The sequence below is a fragment of the Nitratireductor sp. StC3 genome (assembly GCF_003015025.1).
Classification (GTDB): Bacteria; Pseudomonadota; Alphaproteobacteria; order Rhizobiales; family Rhizobiaceae; genus Mangrovimarina; species Mangrovimarina alexandrii.
The window spans coordinates 56,031-75,920 of the sequence record NZ_PYBP01000013.1 but is presented as its reverse complement, the minus strand read 5'-3'; the positions used below and the strand labels follow the sequence as shown (position 1 = coordinate 75,920).

Annotated in this window: 18 protein-coding genes; 7 read left to right on the top strand and 11 right to left on the bottom strand. The window is 63.9% G+C overall.

What is annotated here, in order from left to right; all coding sequences use genetic code 11:
- Positions 1–14: 14 nt before the first annotated feature.
- The 7 genes from C7T96_RS21025 to C7T96_RS20995 all read left to right on the top strand — a co-directional run bounded on the left by C7T96_RS21025 (position 15) and on the right by C7T96_RS20995 (position 6,529).
- A complete protein-coding gene (locus tag C7T96_RS21025; RefSeq protein ID WP_106573219.1) occupies positions 15–710 on the top strand; it encodes a type IV secretion system protein in 696 nt (231 codons plus the stop codon).
- On the top strand, positions 707–1,516 hold the full coding sequence (locus C7T96_RS21020) for a TrbG/VirB9 family P-type conjugative transfer protein (protein WP_106573218.1): 810 nt from the start codon (positions 707–709) through the stop codon (positions 1,514–1,516). The genes C7T96_RS21025 and C7T96_RS21020 overlap by 4 nt, the downstream gene beginning before the upstream one ends.
- Positions 1,516–2,736, top strand: a complete 1,221-nt coding sequence (gene virB10, locus C7T96_RS21015) for a type IV secretion system protein VirB10 (protein ID WP_106573217.1) — start codon at positions 1,516–1,518, stop codon at positions 2,734–2,736. The genes C7T96_RS21020 and virB10 overlap by 1 nt, the downstream gene beginning before the upstream one ends.
- Positions 2,717–3,748: a P-type DNA transfer ATPase VirB11 gene (gene virB11 / locus C7T96_RS21010; RefSeq protein WP_106573216.1), complete on the top strand. Its 1,032-nt coding sequence runs from the start codon at positions 2,717–2,719 to the stop codon at positions 3,746–3,748. The genes virB10 and virB11 overlap by 20 nt, the downstream gene beginning before the upstream one ends.
- Positions 3,745–5,781 (top strand): type IV secretory system conjugative DNA transfer family protein, encoded by a 2,037-nt coding sequence (locus C7T96_RS21005; RefSeq protein WP_106573215.1) that lies wholly within the window; start codon positions 3,745–3,747, stop codon positions 5,779–5,781. The genes virB11 and C7T96_RS21005 overlap by 4 nt, the downstream gene beginning before the upstream one ends.
- Before the next feature lie 140 nt (positions 5,782–5,921).
- Positions 5,922–6,251, top strand: a complete 330-nt coding sequence (locus C7T96_RS21000; RefSeq protein WP_106573214.1) for a type II toxin-antitoxin system RelE/ParE family toxin — start codon at positions 5,922–5,924, stop codon at positions 6,249–6,251.
- Entirely contained in the window at positions 6,248–6,529 is a 282-nt protein-coding gene (locus tag C7T96_RS20995; RefSeq protein ID WP_106573213.1) for an XRE family transcriptional regulator, read from the top strand. Before C7T96_RS21000 ends, C7T96_RS20995 begins: the two co-directional genes overlap by 4 nt.
- A 378-nt stretch (positions 6,530–6,907) precedes the next feature.
- On the opposite strand, the gene C7T96_RS20990 is transcribed toward C7T96_RS20995, so the two are convergent.
- From C7T96_RS20990 to mobC, 11 genes are all read right to left on the bottom strand, one after another.
- Complete coding sequence (locus C7T96_RS20990; protein WP_106573212.1) at positions 6,908–7,591, bottom strand: response regulator transcription factor; 684 nt, start codon at positions 7,589–7,591, stop codon at positions 6,908–6,910.
- Positions 7,588–10,275 carry a sensor histidine kinase KdpD gene (locus C7T96_RS20985; protein WP_106573211.1) on the bottom strand — a complete coding sequence of 896 codons (2,688 nt, stop codon included), beginning with the start codon at positions 10,273–10,275 and terminating at the stop codon, positions 7,588–7,590. The genes C7T96_RS20990 and C7T96_RS20985 overlap by 4 nt, the downstream gene beginning before the upstream one ends.
- A gap of 2 nt (positions 10,276–10,277) precedes the next feature.
- Complete coding sequence (kdpC, locus tag C7T96_RS20980) at positions 10,278–10,856, bottom strand: potassium-transporting ATPase subunit KdpC (RefSeq protein WP_106573210.1); 579 nt, start codon at positions 10,854–10,856, stop codon at positions 10,278–10,280.
- Between the two features lie 9 nt (positions 10,857–10,865).
- Complete coding sequence (gene kdpB / locus C7T96_RS20975; RefSeq protein WP_106573209.1) at positions 10,866–12,902, bottom strand: potassium-transporting ATPase subunit KdpB; 2,037 nt, start codon at positions 12,900–12,902, stop codon at positions 10,866–10,868.
- A gap of 9 nt (positions 12,903–12,911) precedes the next feature.
- Entirely contained in the window at positions 12,912–14,618 is a 1,707-nt protein-coding gene (kdpA, locus tag C7T96_RS20970) for a potassium-transporting ATPase subunit KdpA (protein WP_106573208.1), read from the bottom strand.
- A gap of 21 nt (positions 14,619–14,639) precedes the next feature.
- A complete protein-coding gene (kdpF, locus tag C7T96_RS20965) occupies positions 14,640–14,729 on the bottom strand; it encodes a K(+)-transporting ATPase subunit F (RefSeq protein WP_106573207.1) in 90 nt (29 codons plus the stop codon).
- Positions 14,730–14,738: 9 nt separating this feature from the next.
- Positions 14,739–14,939 (bottom strand): hypothetical protein, encoded by a 201-nt coding sequence (locus tag C7T96_RS23960; RefSeq protein ID WP_146149221.1) that lies wholly within the window; start codon positions 14,937–14,939, stop codon positions 14,739–14,741.
- Between the two features lie 167 nt (positions 14,940–15,106).
- Entirely contained in the window at positions 15,107–16,276 is a 1,170-nt protein-coding gene (locus tag C7T96_RS20960; RefSeq protein ID WP_245414200.1) for an ATP-binding protein, read from the bottom strand.
- 134 nt (positions 16,277–16,410) lie between these two features.
- Positions 16,411–16,638, bottom strand: a complete 228-nt coding sequence (locus C7T96_RS20955; RefSeq protein ID WP_106573205.1) for a hypothetical protein — start codon at positions 16,636–16,638, stop codon at positions 16,411–16,413.
- A gap of 9 nt (positions 16,639–16,647) precedes the next feature.
- Positions 16,648–19,338 (bottom strand): hypothetical protein, encoded by a 2,691-nt coding sequence (locus tag C7T96_RS20950; RefSeq protein ID WP_106573204.1) that lies wholly within the window; start codon positions 19,336–19,338, stop codon positions 16,648–16,650.
- Entirely contained in the window at positions 19,338–19,733 is a 396-nt protein-coding gene (gene mobC / locus C7T96_RS20945; protein ID WP_106573203.1) for a plasmid mobilization relaxosome protein MobC, read from the bottom strand. Before mobC ends, C7T96_RS20950 begins: the two co-directional genes overlap by 1 nt.
- Between the last annotated feature and the right edge of the window lie 157 nt (positions 19,734–19,890).

The window sequence follows — 19,890 nt, the reverse complement described above, 5'->3', positions numbered from 1 at the left end:
CATAAAGGGCAGGGATGGCAGACAAGTCCGAAACCACACTCCGCTCCTATTTCCAGCAGGGCGACATCTGGGAGCAGGAGATCGTCAAGCGGGCGAAGCGTTCGGCGCGGGTCGCCTGGTTCTTCTCGATCGTCTTCGCCGGGATCGCCGTGCTCAGCCTTGTCGCCGTGGTGCTCATGCTGCCGCTGAAAAGCTTCGAGCCCTATGTCGTCACCGTCGACCAGACCACAGGTTACATCGAGGTGAAGTCCGGCCTGACACGGCCGGCGAATCTCACCGAGCAGCAGGCAATCACGCAGGCGAATGTCGTGCGTTACATTCGAGCTCGCGAAGGCTACGATCCCTATGCGATCGAGCAGAATTTCGGGATCGCCGCACTTCTGTCCACGGACGAGGCGGCGCGCGAGCTGCAGAGCCTCTACAGCGCCGCCAACGCGCAGAACCCGACCAAGGTCTATGGGCGTCTCAAACGGGTCCTGGTCGACATCAAGTCGGTGACCTTTCCGAATACCAGCACGGCCATCGTCAGGTTCTCGACCAACGAGCGCAGCGACACGGAATCGATTGTCCGTCATTGGATCTCCGTCGTGCGCTTCCGCTACACCGATACACCGATGCGCAACGAGTGGCGTTTCGAGAACCCGCTTGGCTTCCAGGTCTACGCCTACCGTCGGGATCAGGAAACTGTCACGTCCGGGGACGCGCGATGAGGGGCCGCGCGTTCGCCGTTGCCATTGCGGTCTTCGGATCCTTCGGAGTGGCTCATGCAGCGCAGACGCCGAAGGGCGGCTCTCTCGATGCCCGGGTGACCAGCGTCACTTATCAGGAGAACAACGTCGTCCAGGTTTTTGCGACCTACGGCATCTCGACCATGATCATCTTCGATGAGGACGAGAAGTTCGAGACGATCTCGCTAGGCGACACGGAGAGCTGGCAGGTCGTCCCGGCCGAGAAGGGCAACATTCTATTCGTCAAACCGATCGCCGAGGACGTGACGACGAATATGAACATCGTCACCGACAAGCGCATCTACTATCTAGAGCTCCACGATTTCGCGCCAGACGATGGCCGCAAGGTCTTCGGTATTCGATTCCATTACCCGGAGAAGAACCTTAATGCCGCATTGCGGCGCGAGGCGGAGCAGCGCGCGGCCTGGCCGAACATTTCCGGGATCGACAAGGCCAACGTCAACATCGACTATTCCTTCTCGGGCGATGCGAGGCTGAAGCCTCTCATGGTCTTCGACGACGGCAGCAAGACCTTCTTCAAGTTCGACCGCCGCGTTCCCGCTATCTTTGCCGTCAACTCAGACTTCTCCGAGACGCTTCGAAACTTCCGCAGGGAAGGGGAGTATATCGTCGTCGACGGCACCGCGACCCAGTTCACCCTGCGCGACGGCGATCAGTGGATCTGCATCTTCAACCTTCGAAAGCCCGATTTCGGGGCGCCCGACCCGGCCATTCTCGGTCCCGTTGAGGATGACCAGGCAAAGCGTCGGCGCCGGAGCGGCAACTGATGAAGCGCTCTCCCGAACTCGACGCTCTGGCCGGCAATGACGATCCTGTCGTTGCCGACACCTCAGTTCGCCGCAAGCAACTCGTCGGTGGCGCCGTTCTGGTCCTGCTGGGCATTGCTGCCGGTTATCTGGTTCTCGCCGGCAGGCAGCCGCCGGTGGGCGACATGCTCGACGGCGACGAGGAGTTCACCACCACGACGTTTCGCCCACCTTCCTTCGTTCGAGAGGGCGAGCCGGAGCCCGATCCGCCGGCGCCGGAGGTCGTGCAGATACCAGCTCCACCACCTCCACCTCCTCCGGCAGAAGAGGTCGATACGACCGAGTTCGAGGTGCCGCCTCCGCCTCTGCCGGGTGCACCCCCGCCGGCGCCGGAAGCCGCCGAAGCACCTCCGGAAGAATTCCCGGCACGCTTCCGCTCGAATCAGGTGGTGCTCGATAACCCGACGTCCGGCGAAACGGGCAGTCTGACCGAAGGCGAGGGGGGAGGGCTCACGGTCGCCGGCGAGGATCGCAGCAGCAAGTTCCTGGCGGCGGCCGCCAGCATTGGTGACCGCAGCGCCAAAGCCGGGAAGATCGAGCGGATCGATGCGCTGGTTCCCGAGGGTACCCTGATCCCGGGCATTCTGGAGACGGCCATCGTCAGCGATCTGCCGGGACAGGTGAGGGCGATCGTCTCGCAGGATGTCTACTCCTTTGACGGCCGGCGTGTCCTGATCCCAACCGGCACGCGGCTCATCGGCGAGTACCAGTCCGAGATCACGCGCGGCCAGACGCGAATTTTCGTTGTCTGGACCCGTATGCTGCGCGATGACGGCGTGTCGGTCCGGCTGAATTCGATCGGCGCCGATAGTCTTGGCCGCTCCGGCCTGGCGGGACGTGTGGACAAGAAGTTCCGCGAGCGGTTCGGCGCGGCCATTCTGCTCTCGGTCGTCGGCGCCGGCGCCAGCTATCTGACGGGCTACGGCAGCCAGACCGCATCCGGCGACAGCGGCGATGCGCAGCGCGCGGAAGAGCTGGCACGGGAGACACTCGCGCAGACATTTTCCGATATGGCCAATCAGGCACTGGGAGACTCGCTGCGCATTCCGCCGACGATCAGCGTGAGCCAGGGCGAGCGCATTTTCGTCTTCGTCCGTCAGGACCTCGATTTCTCAGCGCTCTACGAAGACCCCGTTACCGAAGCGTTGAAGGAGATACGTCGTGAACGTGGCCTTCCCTGAGCTTGCATCGGACAACCGGCACTATTTCCTCTATCGGGCGCTTGCTCCGCTGAAGGCGTTCCTGAACGATTCGGAGGTCGTCGAGATCTCGGTCAATCGGCCCAGACAGATCTATGTCGAACGTCTCGGCTCGGCGCACATGGAGTTCCATGAGATTCCGGAGCTCACCACGGCCGAGATCGTCAACATCGGCGAGCGCGTCGCGGCGAGCACCAACCAGTTCGTCAGCCCCGCCAATCCGATCCTCAGCGCAGCGCTTCCCACGGGCGAGCGCATCCAGGTCGTTCTGCCTCCCGCGGCGCCGGAAGGCGGCACGCTGTCGATCCGCAAACAGGTCGTCAGCAACTTCACACTCGAAGACTACCGCGATCAGGGATCACTCGACCAGGTGACGGTTGCCGTCGGTGGCCTAAGCGAGACCGACCGGGCCCTGGTCGAGCAGCTCTCGGCCAGGAACATTTACGGCTTCATCCGCACGGCGATCGTCAATCGGGTGTCGATCCTGATCAGCGGCGGCACGTCGAGCGGCAAGACGACCTTCCTGAACGCCTGCCTCAAGACCGTTGACCCGCATGAGCGGATCATCACGCTGGAGGACACGCGCGAGCTCTTTCCACCCCAGAAGAACGCGGTGCATCTGCTCGCATCGCGCGGCAATCAGGGAACGGCGAGCGTGACAATCCAGTCCTTGCTCGAGGCCTCGCTGCGCATGCGACCGGATCGGTTGTTCGTCGGCGAGGTGCGGGGATCGGAGGCCTTCGCCTTCCTGCGCGCCATCAACACGGGTCATCCGGGATCCATGTCGACGGTTCATGCCGACACACCGCTTGGCGCGTATGAACAGCTCGCCATGATGGTCATGCAGTCGGGCCTGTCGGCCGCCTACCCGAAGAGCGACCTCATTTCCTATATCCAGAGTGTCATCCCGATCGTCATCCAGTTGCGCAGGGAAGGGGGCCGACGTGGGGTCTCCGAGATTTTCTTCGCGCGCGAACGGATGGATGTGCCATGACCGGCTCGCTTCGCGTCTTCTATCTCGGCTTCTGCCTGGCCATTGCCTTTGCTGCCTGGCTGCTGGCCTATGGGCTTGCGCTGCAACTCGTCTATGGCGACGGACGAATCCTGCAGGCAACCATCACAACAAATCCGTTCGCGCCGTTCCAGCAGCTCGTCGCCTATGGCGACAGCGCCGTCCTGCGCGTCGTGGCGCTGGGCGCACTCTTGCCTGCGTGCCTGGTCGCCGGCGTTGTCGCCTACGCCGGTCTGCGACCCAATTCGAGCCCCCTCGGCGACGCACGCTTCCAGACCGCGACGACGCTCCGTCGTGATGGATGGTTCAGGAAGAAGGGCAAGATACTTGGTCGTTTCGGACGGCAGATTCTCCGTGTCGACGACGATCGGCACCACCTGATCATCGGACCGACGCGCTCGGGGAAGGGCGCCTGCTATGTCGTGCCGAACGCGCTCACCCACGAAGGTTCGATGATCGTCACCGACCTCAAGGGAGAGATCTTTCGCAGCACCGCCGGCTATCGCAAATCGAAGGGCAACCAGGTCTTTCTGTTCGCGCCGGGATCGGAGAGGACGCATCGCTACAACCCGCTCGACTTCATTCGGCCGGATCGCGGCGACCGAACCACCGACATCCAGAACATGGCCGCGATCCTCGTCCCGGAAGTCACCGAGTCCGAAAACTCGATCTGGCAGGCCACGGCCCAGCAGGTCATGGCCGGCGCGATCAGCTACATCAACGAAAGCGTCTTCTACGAGGGACATCGCAACCTCGGCGAGGTCACGGCCTTCTTCAACAGCGGGGCGAATCTGCAGGCGCTGATGATCCTCATCAAGGAGCGCGAGCCCTACCTGTCCCGCTTCACGGTGGAGAGTTTCAACGCCTACATCGCCCTATCCGAGCGTGCTGCCGCATCGGCGCTCCTCGACATCCAAAAGGCGCTCAGGCCGTTCCGCAATGAGCGCGTCGTCGCCGCAACGTCGGTCACCGACATGGACCTACGCGCCCTGAAACACCGGCCGGTGTCGATCTATCTTGCACCCAACGTCACCGACATCACGCTGCTGCGGCCGCTGCTCGCGCTCTTCGTGCAACAGACCCTGGATGTGCTCATGCTCGAGCACACTGAGCGATCCGTGCCGGTCTACTTCCTGCTCGACGAATTCCGGCAGTTGAAGAAAATGAACGAGATCACGACGAAGCTGCCCTACGTCGCCGGCTACAACATCAAGATGGCGTTCGTGATCCAGGACCTGAAGAGCCTCGATGAGATGTATGGCGAGACGTCCCGCCATTCCCTCATGGGGAATTGCGGCTACCAGCTGGTGTTCGGCGCCAACGACCAGGTGACCGCGGATGCTGTCTCGAAGGGCCTTGGCAAGCGCACGGTCCGCTACAAGACCGAATCCCGCACGATCGAGCTGATGGGTCTGCATCGTCGGACCAAGGTCGAGCAGTTGCGGGAACGCGACCTGATGATGCCGCAGGAAGTCCGGCAGATGCCGGCGAGCAAGATGGTCATCCTGGCCGAGGGCCAGAACCCGGTCTTCGCCGACAAGCTGCGGTTCTTCAGCACTGCGCCGTTCAAGACGATGGAGTGGTTCTCGAGGGCAAACCCGCTGCATGTGCCTGCGATCGAGTTCCTGCCGCAGCGGCCAGTGCCGGCAACAGTCCACACCTCAGCTGGCCAGGATGCATTGAAATCGGAGGGGCAGGGTGCTCCACCGGAGGAGAAAGCAAAGCGTCCCGCTCGGAAACCATCGGCCGCACCGAAGCGCGAGGCCGTCGGCGGCAGGGGCCAAAGAACGGTGGTCGCGGCCGCGACGACATCGCTGCGGGCAGGGGCTTCTTCTGCGAGGCCTGCGCGCGGCGCACTCGATGCGCGTTTCGCCAAAGCCGCTCGAAAACTGAAGGCACTCACCCAGGCGCCGGCCAGGTCCGGGAGCCAGCGCGGAAAGACTGCTAGTTGGGCACGGGTGTTCGATGAGACCGTCCCAGACGAACTGGAGATCGCCGAGGCCGAGGCAGTCTGACCCTCTCCGCTTGATCGCCTTCTCTTTCGAGCGCGCGAAACGGCTGACGTTAGAGAAACGCGTGTTCTCTATCTGGGAGGACGAGCGAGCGCGTAACGGGACCCTTGCCATGACCATACAAAAGTTTGTATACTCTGCCCATGAAAGTGCTTAAATTTCGGGGCGGCGCCCTCAATGATCTGCGCGCCTTTCCCGAGTCGGCACGGCGTGAAGCAGGCTATCAACTCGACAAGGTACAAAACGAGCAGGCCCCAATCGACTGGAAGCCGATGGGCACCATCGGGAAGGGCGTACAGGAAATCAGGATTCGGGACGAAACCGGCGCGTTCCGGATCATCTACGTCGCCAAATTCGCCGAGGCAGTCTACGTGCTACACTGCTTCCAGAAGAAATCGCAGAAGACCAGCAGGTCGGACCTGGATCTTGCCGCGAAGCGCTACAGCGATCTGGTGAAGGAACTAGGCCAATGAGCAACGAAACGTTTGCAAGCGTTTGGGACGCGATCGAAGACACGCCCGCCGAAGCGGAGAACATGAAGCTCCGCTCGACGCTGATGGTGGCGCTGGAGCAGCACATCCGAGCAAAGGGCTGGACGCAGGCCGAAGCTGCGCGCCAGCTCGGCGTGACGCAGCCCCGTGTGTCCGATCTCCTGCGCGGCAAGATCAACCTGTTCACCCTCGACACCCTCGTCAATATGCTGGTCGCGGTCGGCCTGCATGTCGAAGTTAGCGTCCGAAAAGCTGCATAATCGTGGGCGCCCGGCAGTTAAACGGCTGCGGACTCAGTGCCGCGAGCCGCGGTGGCGCAGATGTAACTGCAATATCAATGACTTAAGTTCCATGTTATGCGACTTTCTGTATGGCGGCCAAATTTATCCCTACCTCCGGCCACCATGCGAAAGATGAGGTCGACGGTCTCTTCGGGTGCATTTCCGCGTTTCTGCTTTTGCCAGCCGTGAGTCGCCTCCACGACCACGCACGCTTCCTTCGGTGCAGAAGTGCGTTCCAATCTGCTGAGTGCAAAAGCATCCGTCGAACGGAGGGACCAAATGACGGCAATCTGGCGGCTGAGCGGGATGCTCGCAGCAAAAGCTACTGCTCGACTGAATGACCTACCGATCAACAATCTAATCCAGGAACCGGTAACCGACCCCAGGCTCGTTGAGGATGAACCGGGGCGCGGCGGGGTCGTCGCCGAGCTTGGCGCGAAGGCGGCCAACGAAGACGCGCAGATACTGCAGGTCGTGCTCGTGGGCGGGACCCCAGATGTCGGCGAGCAGTTGGCGGTGGGTGACGATGCGGCCGGCATTGCGGGCGAGCAGCGCGAGAAGGTCGAACTCCTTGCGCGTGAGCCTGAGCGGCTCGCCGGCGAGCGCGACCTCGTGGCGGGCGAGATCGATGCGCAGATCGCGACGCAGGATTTCCGTTTCGGGTGCAGTGCCTCCTGAGACCGATCGAAGAAGTGCCCTAACGCGTGCCAGCATCTCGGCGATACCAAAGGGCTTGACGACATAGTCGTTGGCCCCAGCATCGAGGGCTGCGACTTTCTCCTCCTCGGCCTGGCGCACCGAGAGGATCAGGATGGGCACCTGGGACCATTCTCGGATACGGGCGATCACCGTCTTGCCGTCCATGTCGGGCAGGCCGAGGTCGAGCACGACCAGATCGGGCTGCGCTGTCGCCGCCCTCGCAATCCCGCCCTTGCCCGACGCCTCCTCCTCCATCGTGAAGCCCTGCGCCTCCAGTGCCACGCGCAGGAACCTCCGGATGCCCGGGTCATCCTCGATCAGGAGGATACGGCCGGTGTTCATGCGGGCGCCCCGGATGGTGCGACGGCGGGAAGGGTCATGACGATGCGGGTCCCGCTACCATCCTTCTGCGCTGCCTCGGCGCGGATCGATCCGCCATGCGCGTCGACGATCCCCTTGGCGATGGCGAGGCCGAGACCGGTGCCGCCGGGCTGGCCATCCCCCGCACGGACGCGGAAGAACATGTCGAAGACATGAGCCCGATCGTTCTCGCCAATGCCCGGGCCTTCGTCCGTTATGGCCAGCGCGACTCGGTCGCCGTTCGCTTCGGCCGACAGGGTGACCCGCGAACCGGGGGGCGCGTATTTCGCCGCATTGTCGAGGATGTTCGTCACCACCTGCTCCAAGAGGACGGCGTCGCCGGACACCTCCGGCAGCGAGGCCGGCAAGTCCCGAACGATGCGATGCGCGGCGAGATCGCGGTCCAGCCGCCGTAAGGCCCGACCTACCACCTCGCGCAGATCGACCGGCTCACGGACGACCTTGAGGGCACCGTAGCCGAGCCGGGTCATGTCGAGAAGGTTCTGGACGTAGCGGTTGAGCCGGTTGCCCTCGTCGCGGATGGTCTCGGCCATGCTCCGGCGGCCCGATGCCCCCAGCGCCTCGTCCGCGTCGACCAGCGAGGTCGCGGCGCCGATGATCGAGACCAGTGGCGTCCTGAGATCGTGGCTGACGGACGATAAGAGGGCAGCGCGAAGGCTCTCCGTCTCGGCCAGCAGGCGCGTTTGTTCCATGTCGGAGGCGAGCTTCGTGCGTTCGATGGCAAGACCGACCTGGTCGACGAGGGAATCCAACAGCCGGCGCTCTTCCGTGGTGATGTAATGACGCGTGCCGAACTGGACACCAAGCAGGCCGTGGATTCGGTCCGCACTCTTCATCGGCAGGAAGAGCCAGGTTGCCGACGGCAAAGTCTGCGACGACCAGCCAGCGGGTTCACGCTTGTCCCAGGCCCACTCCGCCGCGCCGCGGTCGCGCGGTTCCAGCTGGTCTTCGGGCGGCATGCCGCCGACGATCGCTAGCCGGCCCGCGGCGTCCGGCATGAGTATCATCGAGGAACACTGCATCGTTGACGCGACATGGGTGACCGCCGCCCAGACGACGTCGTCGAGCGAGGCAACGCTCGCCACCTTGCGCGAGAAGTCAAACAGGTTGGCCGTGCGCTTGGCGATGGCGCGCTGCGCCTGCGCCTGGTCGCGAAGCCTGGCGGCAAGGTTTCCGGTCACGATTGCCACGAGCAAGAACAAGAAAAGCGTCAGCACCACGCCTTCATGCGCGACTTCGAACGTATGGTACGGCTCAGTGAGGAAGAAATTGTAGGCGAGGAAGGACAGGACGCTCGTGAAGATCGATGGCCAGAGGCCGAAGCGCGCGGCAATCGTGAGCACACCCACGAGGAAGAAGAGCGCAAGGCTCTCGACCGGCACAATGTGATCGACCAGATAGGCGACCCCTACCGATGCCGCGACGGCGACTGCGCCCCACATATAGGCGCGCACATCCTTTTCGGGCGCCGGGTGGGGCGCCGTTATGATGGCTTTGCGTGCCTCGGAGGGCTCTGCCGATATGATAGTCACCTGAAAATCCTCCGCCTTGCGGATGATTTCCTCAGCCACTGTCTCGCGGAACAGCCATGCCGTGAAGCGTCGGGGCCGGGGTCGCCCGATAACGATGCGCGAGACGTTGCGGCTGCGGGCGAAGGCAAGGATCTCGTCGGCGATATGGCTCTCGGCGTTGATGGTCGAGATATCCGCGCCGAGGGCCTCGGCCAGCCGCAGGGTCTCGGCGATCGAGTCCTTGGCGGCATCCGGCAAATGCTCCGACTGCGGCGTCGACACGGTTGCCGCGATCCAGTCAGTCCGCGACCGTTCGGCCATCCGCTTGGCAGCCCGGACCAGCGCCTTGGAGACGGGCGCCTCGTTGACGCAGACGAGCACCCGATCCTGCGCCGGCCACGGGCCGGGGATCGCATGGCTCTTCATGTGGGCCGCCATCTGCGCGTCGACCCGATCGGCGGCAACGCGCATCGCCAGCTCACGAAGGGCAGTCAGATTACCCTTCGAGAAGAAGTTCTGGATCGCGCGTGCGATCTGGTCCTGGATGTAGACCTTGCCTTCCCGCAGCCGCTCGATGAGTTCGTCCGGCGGCAGGTCGATCAGTTCGATGTCGTCAGCGAGCTCCAGAACCTTGTCCGGTATCGTCTCGCGCACCTTCACCCGAGCAATGCGGGCGACGACGTCGTTGAGGCTTTCGAGATGCTGGATGTTCAGCGTCGAGTATACGTCGATGCCGGCTGCCAGCAGTTCCTCCACGTCCTGCCAGCGCTTGGCGTGGCGGCTGCCCGGCACGTTGGTGTGGGCCAGTTCGTCGACGAGGACCAGTCTTGGTCGCCGGGTGATGATGCCGTCGAGATCCATTTCGGCGAGCAGGCGCCCGCCATATGGTATCTGTGCGCGCGGAAGGACCTCCAGGCCCGCAACAAGCCGCTCGGTCTCGGCTCGGCCATGCGTCTCGACGACACCGACGACGACGTCAAGACCGTCCGCCCTGCGGCGCTGAGCAGCCTCCAGCATCGCATAAGTTTTCCCGACACCAGGGGCAGCGCCGAGAAAGATCTTCAGCCGCCCGCGTCCCTCCTTCGCGGCTTCCGCGAGGAGGGCGTCGGGCTCGGGGCGGCCTTCCTGCTCCATCGTCAGTCGGAGACCGGGATGCGTTCGTCGAGAGCGAGATTGAGCAGGAGCACATTGACGCGCGGCTCGCCCAGCACGCCGAACGTCCGGTCTTCGATGTGATCGGCGACCAGCGCGCGGACCGTGGGTATGTCTGCTCCTCGCGCCGCGGCGACACGTTCTACCTGCAGGTTCGCGGCCTCGGGCGAGATGTGAGGGTCGAGACCGCTGCCGGATGCGGTGACGAGGTCGATGGGGACGGACGCGCCGCCGTTTGCAGCACTGATCCGCTGCGCATCGGCGGTCACGCGGTCGATCAGCGTCTTCGAGGTCGGACCGAGATTGCTGCCGCCGGTCGAAGCGGCGTCGTAGCCGTCGGTGCCGGCTGCGGAAGGGCGGCCGTGGAAGTAGCCTTCGACCGCGAAGGACTGGCCGATCAGCGACGAGCCGATGATTCGGCCGTCGCGCTCGATCAGGCTGCCATTGGCCTGCGCGGGGAACAGCGCCTGGGCTGCGCCCGTCATCGCCAGCGGATAGGCCACACCCGTGAGCAGCGTGAATAGCGCGAGAAAGGTCAGAGCGGGTCTGAGTTCGGAAAGCATGGTTTCACCTCATACGATGCCGGCGGCGTTGACAATCAGGTCGATCGCCTTGATGCCGACGAAAGGAACGATCAGGCCGCCGAGCCCGTAAACGAGCAGGTTTCGTCTCAGCAGGCTGGCGGCGGTGGCGGGCTGGTATTTCACGCCACGCAGTGCCAGAGGGATCAGCGCGATGATGATCAGCGCATTGAAGATGACAGCCGACAGGATCGCGCTGCCCGGGCTTCCGAGGCCCATGACGTTGAGCGCATCCAGCGCCGGATAGGCGGTCACGAACAGGGCCGGCAGGATGGCGAAATATTTCGCAACGTCGTTGGCGACGGAGAAGGTCGTCAGTGAGCCTCTGCTGATCAGCAGCTGCTTGCCCACGAGTACGATCTCGATGAGCTTGGTCGGGTCGCTGTCGAGATCGATCAGGTTGCCCGCCTCCTTCGCGGCAGGAGTGCCGGTGTTCATCGCCACGCCGACATCGGCCTGGGCAAGCGCGGGGGCGTCGTTCGAGCCGTCGCCGCACATGGCGACGAGCTTGCCCTCGGCCTGCTCCTTGCGGATCAATTCGAGCTTTCGTTCCGGCGTCGCCTCGGCGAGGAAATCGTCGACGCCTGCCTCGGCGGCAATGGCGGCGGCCGTCAGCGGATTGTCGCCCGTGACCATCACCGTGCGCACGCCCATGCGGCGCAGTTCGGCGAACCGCTCGCGGATGCCCGGCTTGACGATATCCTTGAGCTGAATCACGCCGAGCACGCGTTTGTCGCGGGCCACGAGCAGCGGCGTGCTGCCGGACTTGGCGATGCTTTCGACGACCGCGCGGACCTGCGGGGTCATGCCGACGCCGCACCATGCGAGTATCGCGTCGGAGGCGCCCTTGCGCAGCTTCGACCCATCCTTCAGGTTGGCGCCGGAGATACGTGTGTTGGCGGCGAAAGGGATGACCTCGGCCACTTGGTCCGTTCCGTCCAGGGTCCGGCCGAGGTGTTTTCTTGCGAAATCCACGATCGAGCGGCCTTCGGGCGTCTCGTCCGCGAGCGAGGCTATCAGGGCCGCTTCCGCCATCTCCTTTTGCGACACGCCTTGCAAGGGCTCGAAAGCATCCGCCTGCCGTGCGCCGAAGGTGATCGTGCCTGTCTTGTCGAGAAGAAGCACGTCGACGTCGCCGGCCGCCTCCACCGCACGACCCGATTTGGCGATGACATTCGCTTTCACCAGCCTGTCCATTCCGGCAATGCCGATCGCCGACAGGAGCCCGCCGATCGTCGTCGGGATGAGCGTCACAAGCAGGGCGATCAGGAAGACCACCGGTACGAATGCTCCGGAATATATGACGAAGGGCTGAAGCGTGACGACGACGATCAGGAAGATGATGGTCATGCCCGCGAGCAGGATGTTGAGCGTGATCTCGTTCGGGGTCTTCTGGCGTTCCGCGCCCTCGACCATGGCGATCATGCGGTCGAGGAAACTTTCGCCGGGCTTCGAGGTGATCCTGACCTTGATCCAGTCCGACACGACACGCGTGCCGCCCGTCACCGCCGACCGGTCGCCGCCGGCCTCGCGGATCACCGAGGCGGATTCACCCGTGATCGCGCTCTCGTCGACGGATGCGATCCCCTCGACGATCTCGCCATCGGCGGGAACGATGTCGTCAACCTTCACCAGCACCAGGTCTCCCGGCTTGAGCGAACGGCTGGAGACGATTTCGGGCTCTGCCGCGTCGATGGAGGCGAGCTGGCGCGCTGGCGTCTCCGTCTGCGTAGCGCGCAGCGTGTCGGCGCGCGCCTTGCCGCGGCCCTCCGCCATCGCTTCGGCAACGTTGGCGAAATACACCGTGAACCACAGCCACGCGGCGATCTGGCCGCTAATGGCGACGTGTTCACCCCCGGTGAGCAGATCGCGCAGGAACAATAGCGTCGAAAGCGCCGCTACCACCTCGGTGACGAACATCACCGGATTCGTGGCCATCAGGCGCGGATCGAGCTTAATGAAAGCCACCTTCAGCGCCGGACCGGTCACGCGCCAGTCGAGAAGCGAGATGTCGGGTTTCTTGCGCATGGATTTGCCTCAGAAGGTTTCGCCGGCGAGCATCGATACGCGCTCGGCGATCGGCCCCAGCGCGAGCGCCGGGAAGAAGGTCAGCCCGCCGAGGATCAGGATCACGGCGATCAGGAGGGTGACGAACAGCGGCCCGTGCGTCGGGAATGTGCCGCTGGAAGCGGGCGCCGATCTCTTGGCGGCCAGCGAACCGGCGACCGCCAGCATCGGCACGATGTAGACGAAGCGGCCAAGCAGCATGGCGATGCCCTGCATCGTGTTCTGATAGGGCGTGTTGGCGCCGAAGCCCGCGAAGGCCGAGCCGTTGTTCCCGGTCGCCGACGAATAGGCGTAGAGGATTTCCGAAAGACCGTGAGGCCCCGCATCCTGGAGCGAGGATAGCGAGATGGGGAGGACTGCCGCGAGCGCCCCAAGCCCCAACACGCCCAGCGGCATCACCAGGAAGGCGACGACGGCGAGCTTCACCTCCCGCGCCTCGATCTTTCTGCCGAGATATTCCGGCGTCCGCCCGACCATCAGCCCTGCGAGGAAGACCGTCAGCACGACGAAGGACAACATGCCGTAGAAGCCGGAGCCGACACCGCCGAACACCACTTCGCCGACCTGCATCAGGAGCATGGGGGCGAGAGCGCCGAGCGGCATGAACGAGTCGTGCATCGAATTGACAGAGCCGTTCGACGCCGCAGTCGTTGCGGTGGCCCACAGCGCCGAATTGCCAACGCCGAAGCGGACTTCCTTGCCCTCCATGTTGCCGGCCGACTGCTCGACGGGAAGCTGCGCGAAGGCTGGATTGCCGGAGACCTCGGAGCCGTAGGTCAGCGCCAGCCCACCGAGGAACAGGATGCCCATGGCCGCGAAGATCGCGACGCCCTGGCGCATGTCGCGAACCATCCTGCCAAACATGAAGCAGAAGGCGGCCGGGATGAGCAGGATCGAGACCATCTCGGCGAGGTTCGAAAATGGCGTCGGGTTCTCGTAGGGCACCGACGAGTTCGCGTTCCAGAAGCCGCCGCCATTGGTGCCGAGCTGTTTGATCGCGATCTGCGAAGCGGCTGGGCCCTGGCTGATCGTCTGTTGGGCGCCTTCGACGGTCGTCGCTGAGACGTAAGCCATCAGGTTCTGCGGCACGCCCTGCCAGACCAGGAACAGCGTCAGCCCGATCGAGAGCGGCAGCAGCACGTAGAGAACCGAACGCGTCAGATCGACCCAGAAATTGCCGAGGGTCTTCTGTTCGCGGGCGAAGAAGCCACGGATGACGGCCGCGCAGACAGCCATGCCGACGCCGGCGGAAACGAAGTTCTGCACCGTCAGGCCCGCCATCTGGCTGAAATACGACATGGTCGTCTCGCCGCCATAGGCCTGCCAGTTGGTGTTTGTGATGAACGAGACTGCCGTGTTGAAGGCGAGGTCCGGAGACAGCGGTCCAAGCGCCTGCGGGTTGAACGGGAGCACGTGCTGGAGGCGCAGGATCGCGTAGAGCAGCGCCCACGAGCCAAGGCTGAAGGCAAGCACCGACAAAGCATAGCGCGTCCAGTGCTGGCCCTGGCCCATTTTGATGCCCGCCAGCGCGAAGAACCCGCCCTCGACGGGCGCTAGTACCGGCGACAGCCACGTAGTGCCGCCTTCATAGACGCGGGCAAGATAGAGGCCGAGCGGCCAGGCAAGCGCGGTGACGAGCGCCGCGTAGAGAATGAATTGCAGAAAATCGGGTGCCATGAGACGTGTCCTTGCGCGCGGTCAGAACCGTTCCGGCCGGGCCAGCGCATAACCGAGATAGGCGAGGAGGAGAGCGGCGACGGCGCCGCCGACGAGGAGGTCGAGAGCCATGGCGCGACCTCAGAGCCGTTCGATCAGGCGAACGGAGGCAGCGGCCGCGACGAAGAAGCCGGCGGCCAGCGCAATGTAGAGGATGTCAAGCATGGGACGCTCCGTAATTTCAGGAGCGCCCTGTCTATGCCACGCGGGCATCAACACGCGATGTGCCATCGACGCGATCGGCGCAAACAGCGCGTAAACAACATTCACTCCGGTCGGCACGACCGCTCGCTTTCAAGCGAGGCAGGTGACGGCATCATTCTGGGAATGGGGTTCAGCAGTTGAATTGCGAAGCTATTCCAGAAGTGGACTGTCAGAAACCCACCTCATTATCGACGCAGCCACGGTCTTACCGGACAGTTCGCAGAAGAACCTATGTTATCCGAGGTTTACATGGTCCACAGGATAGACAAGGGCGCAGACTGTAATTTCTCGCCGAACGGCGTCACGCGGTCGTGGTCGTGCAGGACCAGGCCGCGGATGAACCGGTCTCCGACCGCCTCCTGCAGCTGTTGCAGCCTCCGGAAATCCTTCGGCCGCACCGTCGCGGAGGCCTTCACCTCAATGCCGACGACCCGACCTCGGCGATCCTCGATCACGACGTCGACCTCGTCTTGATCCTTGGTCCGGTAGTGCGAGAACAACACCCGCCGCTCGCACCATGATGCAAGCTTCAAGAGCTCCGAGACGACGAAGCTCTCCAGCAGCGCGCCGAACCGCGATCGATCCTGCCGCAGCGCTTCTTCCTCGTCCTCGCGCAAGGCAGCAAGGAGTCCACTGTCGAGAAAGTGCAGCTTCGGCGTCTTGATCAGCCGGCTCAGCCGATTGTTCGACCACGGCGTCAAAGTCCTGACTAGGAAGAGCCGCTCGAGGATCGCGACATATTTCTGCGCGGTCACGCTCGAAAGACCGAGGGCCGCGCCGAAGCTCGAATGGTTGACCAATTGTCCGGCATGCTCGGCGAGAACCTGAAGCAGCCGGGGCAGCCGGTCGAACTGATCGATATTGGCGATGTCGCGAACGTCCCGATCGAGAATCTGGGCCACATAATCCTCGAGCCACGCCGTGCGGCGGGCCGATGTCGCCCGGCGCAGAGCCTCCGGGTAGCCGCCCCGCAGGACGAGCGCGACCAGCTCGTCACCAAGGATTGCACTTTCTCCCGCTGTAGGCTCCTCGCCGGCGAACAGGCGATCCAGAAGCCGCCCGGGTGTCGAGCGGATTTCCGATTGTGCGAAGGGTAGCAGCGAGATCGTTGCCATCCGGCCGGCAAGGGAATCGGCGATCATCGGCACCGTCGCCAGATTGGCGGAGCCGGTCAGAAGGAACCTTCCCGGCGTATAGTCGCGGTCGACGCTCTCCTTGATCGCCAGCATCAGCTCCGGCACACGCTGAACTTCGTCGATCACGGTCCGGCCGATGCCTCGCACGAACCCGACCGGGTCGGACCGGGCCGCGCTCAGCGCACCGGCGTCGTCAAGGGTGACATAGGGACGATCTGGCCCGGCAAACGTTCGTGCGAGAGTCGTCTTGCCCGCCTGCCGCGGGCCGGCGATGAGCACGACGCGTGTGTCGCCAAGCGCCCGCCTCGACAAGCGGGCGCACCTTGCGGTCGATGATGGAACGCGGCAACACTGAACTGGCCATGGCCGATCCGCTCGTCTATCGAACAGGATGGTCGACAATGACCACAGGGCTACGCCACAAACCCGACGAACCAGTCCCTGATCGGAATGAGCCAGCCTTCGAGGGTGCTGTAAGCCTTCACAATCCAGGCCTCGATCGTACGCAGCTGCGGCCCGAAATAGATCAGTGGAGCGACGACGACGAACGCCAGGAGCAGGTAGGCCGAGAAGGGGTCGGGGCCCTGGTCATCCGAGCCTTCGGGCGGTGGAAGCGGGTTGATATCCCAATGACGTTTCATCTGGTGCTTCTAGCGCTCCCGGTCATCGCGATCCCGTTCGCGCCGCTCCTCGATCTCGCGCTCCAGTTCCTGCAGACGTGGAAAGTGCTGCTGCGGAGGATCCGACCGCGCCGCCTCCGCCGGCCGCTCAGGACTGTCTCGAACGACCGCGGGCGGCACATGCTGCCTCTCCGGACCTGAGAGATTGTTGTCGCGTTCGCGCGCGATCTCGTCCTGGGCTGGCGGAGCGACACGGCCATCATCACGGCCGCGCTCGTGTGCTCGATCATCGTCGGCCGACTCTACGGTAGTCGCCGTGCCTTCGTGCCTCTGCGCCGCCTCCATTTGTTTAATCTGGAACGACTGAAGTTCGCTGCTTCGCCGGTTGAAGTTCTCCCATGCGGCTTGCGAATCCTCCCTGGTCCAGGAGCCGTCGGCGGGCCGCCAGCCTTCTGACCCAATCCCGTGCTCCGCGTCGATCACGGCGATCTCTATTTCGAGCGCTCTCAGCCCCTGCTCGTAATGTGCAAGCAGCTTCGCATCGCCCTTTGCGATGTCCGGGATGGGCCTTCCCTCAAAGCCGTCATTGTATGAGGCGTCGCGCTCCTCTCGCATTTTCTCAAGCAGCTTGATCCGATCGCCAAGCTGCTCGTCATCCTTTGCGGCCTCGCGCACATGCGTGTTTTGATGTTCGACGGCGAGTTCCGCCGCCCGCCACAGGCCGAGATTGAGGTTCTCGCGATAGGCCTCGACCGTTGCGTCGGAGTGTTCACCGGTCCCGGCGCCAATCAACGTTGCACGCGAAGACCGGATCTCGGCCAGAACCTCGTTCGCCGCTTCGGCCAACTGTCCGATGGGCGTCAGGTCCGGGCCAGCGTTGCGGCCGTGCAAATCATCCGGCGCCGCATCGTGATGTTCCTGCCGGGCGCCCTGAGGCTCGGCCGAGAGCTGCCGTTCGGTGAGATCCAGATACTCGCGACGAACATCGACCACTTCGCGTGCGGCGGCAGCGACCTCGTCGAACTCCTCGCGCTCGGCCGGGTCAAGGGTCTGCTCAACAGAAGCAAGAATCGCTTCCACGCGTTTTTCGTAGGCTTCGAATTCCGGACGCGTCATCTCCCGCATCTGTCCATCCTCACCGTTCACGACTGCGTTCAAATCTATCATATTAGCTGCATTTTTGACAGCTCTTTGCTTTGAGCCCTCAAAAACAAGGTTATTTTGGTTGATATCGGCAGCGCCTTCGAGACGGGCTTTCTGAAGCACCGCAAAATTGCCTTCCGAGGCGCCCGGCTTCTCTATCGCCAGGTCGCTCCAGGCCCGCGCTGCCGTCGCCGCGTACTGCCTGCTGCGATCGGAAGTTGCCGGGCGCAACTCATTCGAGCGCTTTGCCTGATATCGAGCGTGTGCCGCGTCGCTCGTGCCTTCATGCTCGGTTCGGCCGCGATAGCTGATGGGCCGCACCTGGTTGCGTGTGTAGGCCGGCGCGCTTGCGAACTCCCGCCGATCGGTCAGTTCCATATCGATGCCCTGCTCGCGTGCCTTCTCGGCCATCAAGGAGCGCCATTCCCGGAACAACCGCGGACTGGTAACGATCCGTTCGCCGGTTTCTGACCGCATGGTCACAATGGCATGGGCGTGGATATGCGGGCGCTTGCCGCCCTCCGCCATCTCCTTCGGATCGAGCGCCGGATCGTGAACGGCGAACACATAGCGGTGCCCCGCGAACTGCTCGCCAAGGAATTCGCGGACCGCCCCCTCAAACGCGGATGCATCCGTGCCGGCCCGGGCCGAGACGATCAGGTGCATGACGTCCCTGCCCTTGCGGCTGTGCAGCTCCTTGCGCCATTCCTTCTGCACGAGATCGCCGGCCTGCGTCGCGTCCCCGATCAGCCGGCCCGTATCCTCGCGGACCTCGCCGTCGGTTGACGCGACCAGTTCCCGAACCCGGGCGGTGCCCCATTCCACGCCGTTGCCGTAGCCATGAAAGCGGAACCGCGCCTCGACATCCCCGCCGGCCTCCGTCTCGTCGTAGCGCTGCTGCACGATCTCCGCGGCTTTCCGGTCGCCGGTCAGCCGCTCCCCGGCCCCGTCGCGGAGGACGACGACGCCACTCACATAGAGGTCTCCGTCGGATCGCTCGCGCGCAGCATAGACAAACCGACGATCGCCAAAACCCGATCGCAGGATTTCGCGCAGCTGATCGTCCTGGTCCACGCCTGAGGAGAGCGAAGCCGCGTCTATCGAGACATGGAAGACGCCGAGATCCCGGCTGGCGGCGCGATTGTCGAAGAGATGTTCCCACTCCGCCTGCTGTTCGGCGAGCACCTCCCGGCCGAGCACTCGCTCGCCGCGCTCGTTCTCAACGGCAAGCTCTCCTCCCCGCGATGTGTAGCTCATCATCGTGGCCGCGCGACCGCCCCCGCCATAGGAGGCGAGCTTCACCACCGCCGGCTGGCTCCCCCGCGCCAGCGCCGAGAAGCGCGCTCGCATCGATCGGCCGGCTGCGCCCGCGCCGCCACGCGACCCCCGCGGTCGGCTCCCGCCCAGCCGCCGCGCCCTGCCAAAGCCGCCAGACCCCTCCTCGGAAAGGCGCGCCATCCCTCCCCTTCGCGGCTCGTCCCAGTTGGTCTGACTGAGCTGACCCATCTGCATTTCATGGAGCAGCGTGGCGCGGCGGCGCTCCCACTCCTGCTCGAAGGCACCGGGAAAGAACTCCATCAGGCGCCCTCCCCGCGTCGATGCGCCGCCGCCCGCCGGGTCATCTCGGCGAACTCGGAAGCCACTGTGGTCGCCACGACATGCGCGTCCTTGATGCTCCCCGAGAGCTCCTCTTTGGCCGGAACCCTCCCGGTGTTGATGGCACGGGCGATCTGGTTGAGGTTTCCGCCGATCGCGCGCATGCCCTCGGCGAGAAGACCGACCACGGCACGGTCCTCTTTTGCGAGGAACGGCCGCACGCCGGCACCCTCCATGGAAAGCGACCGGACGAAGGCCGATACGGTCATGCCGGCGTCGGCCGCCGCCGCCTCAAGGGCGTAGAACTCGGCCTGTGAGAAGCGGATATGCGCCACCCGGTCCTTCCGTTTCGACGCTTCTGAACGGCTGCCGGCCATCGACAAACGCACCCTTGATCGTGGTGGTTGCGGCCGCAGGCCGCGGATCGAGGGCTTGTCCCTCGATCGTCAGGAAAAATGTATCACATATTTCCGTATCCTGCCAACTAAAAATATTGTTGTTTTGCACTCTTTGCCGCAATAGTCCAGTTTTTCA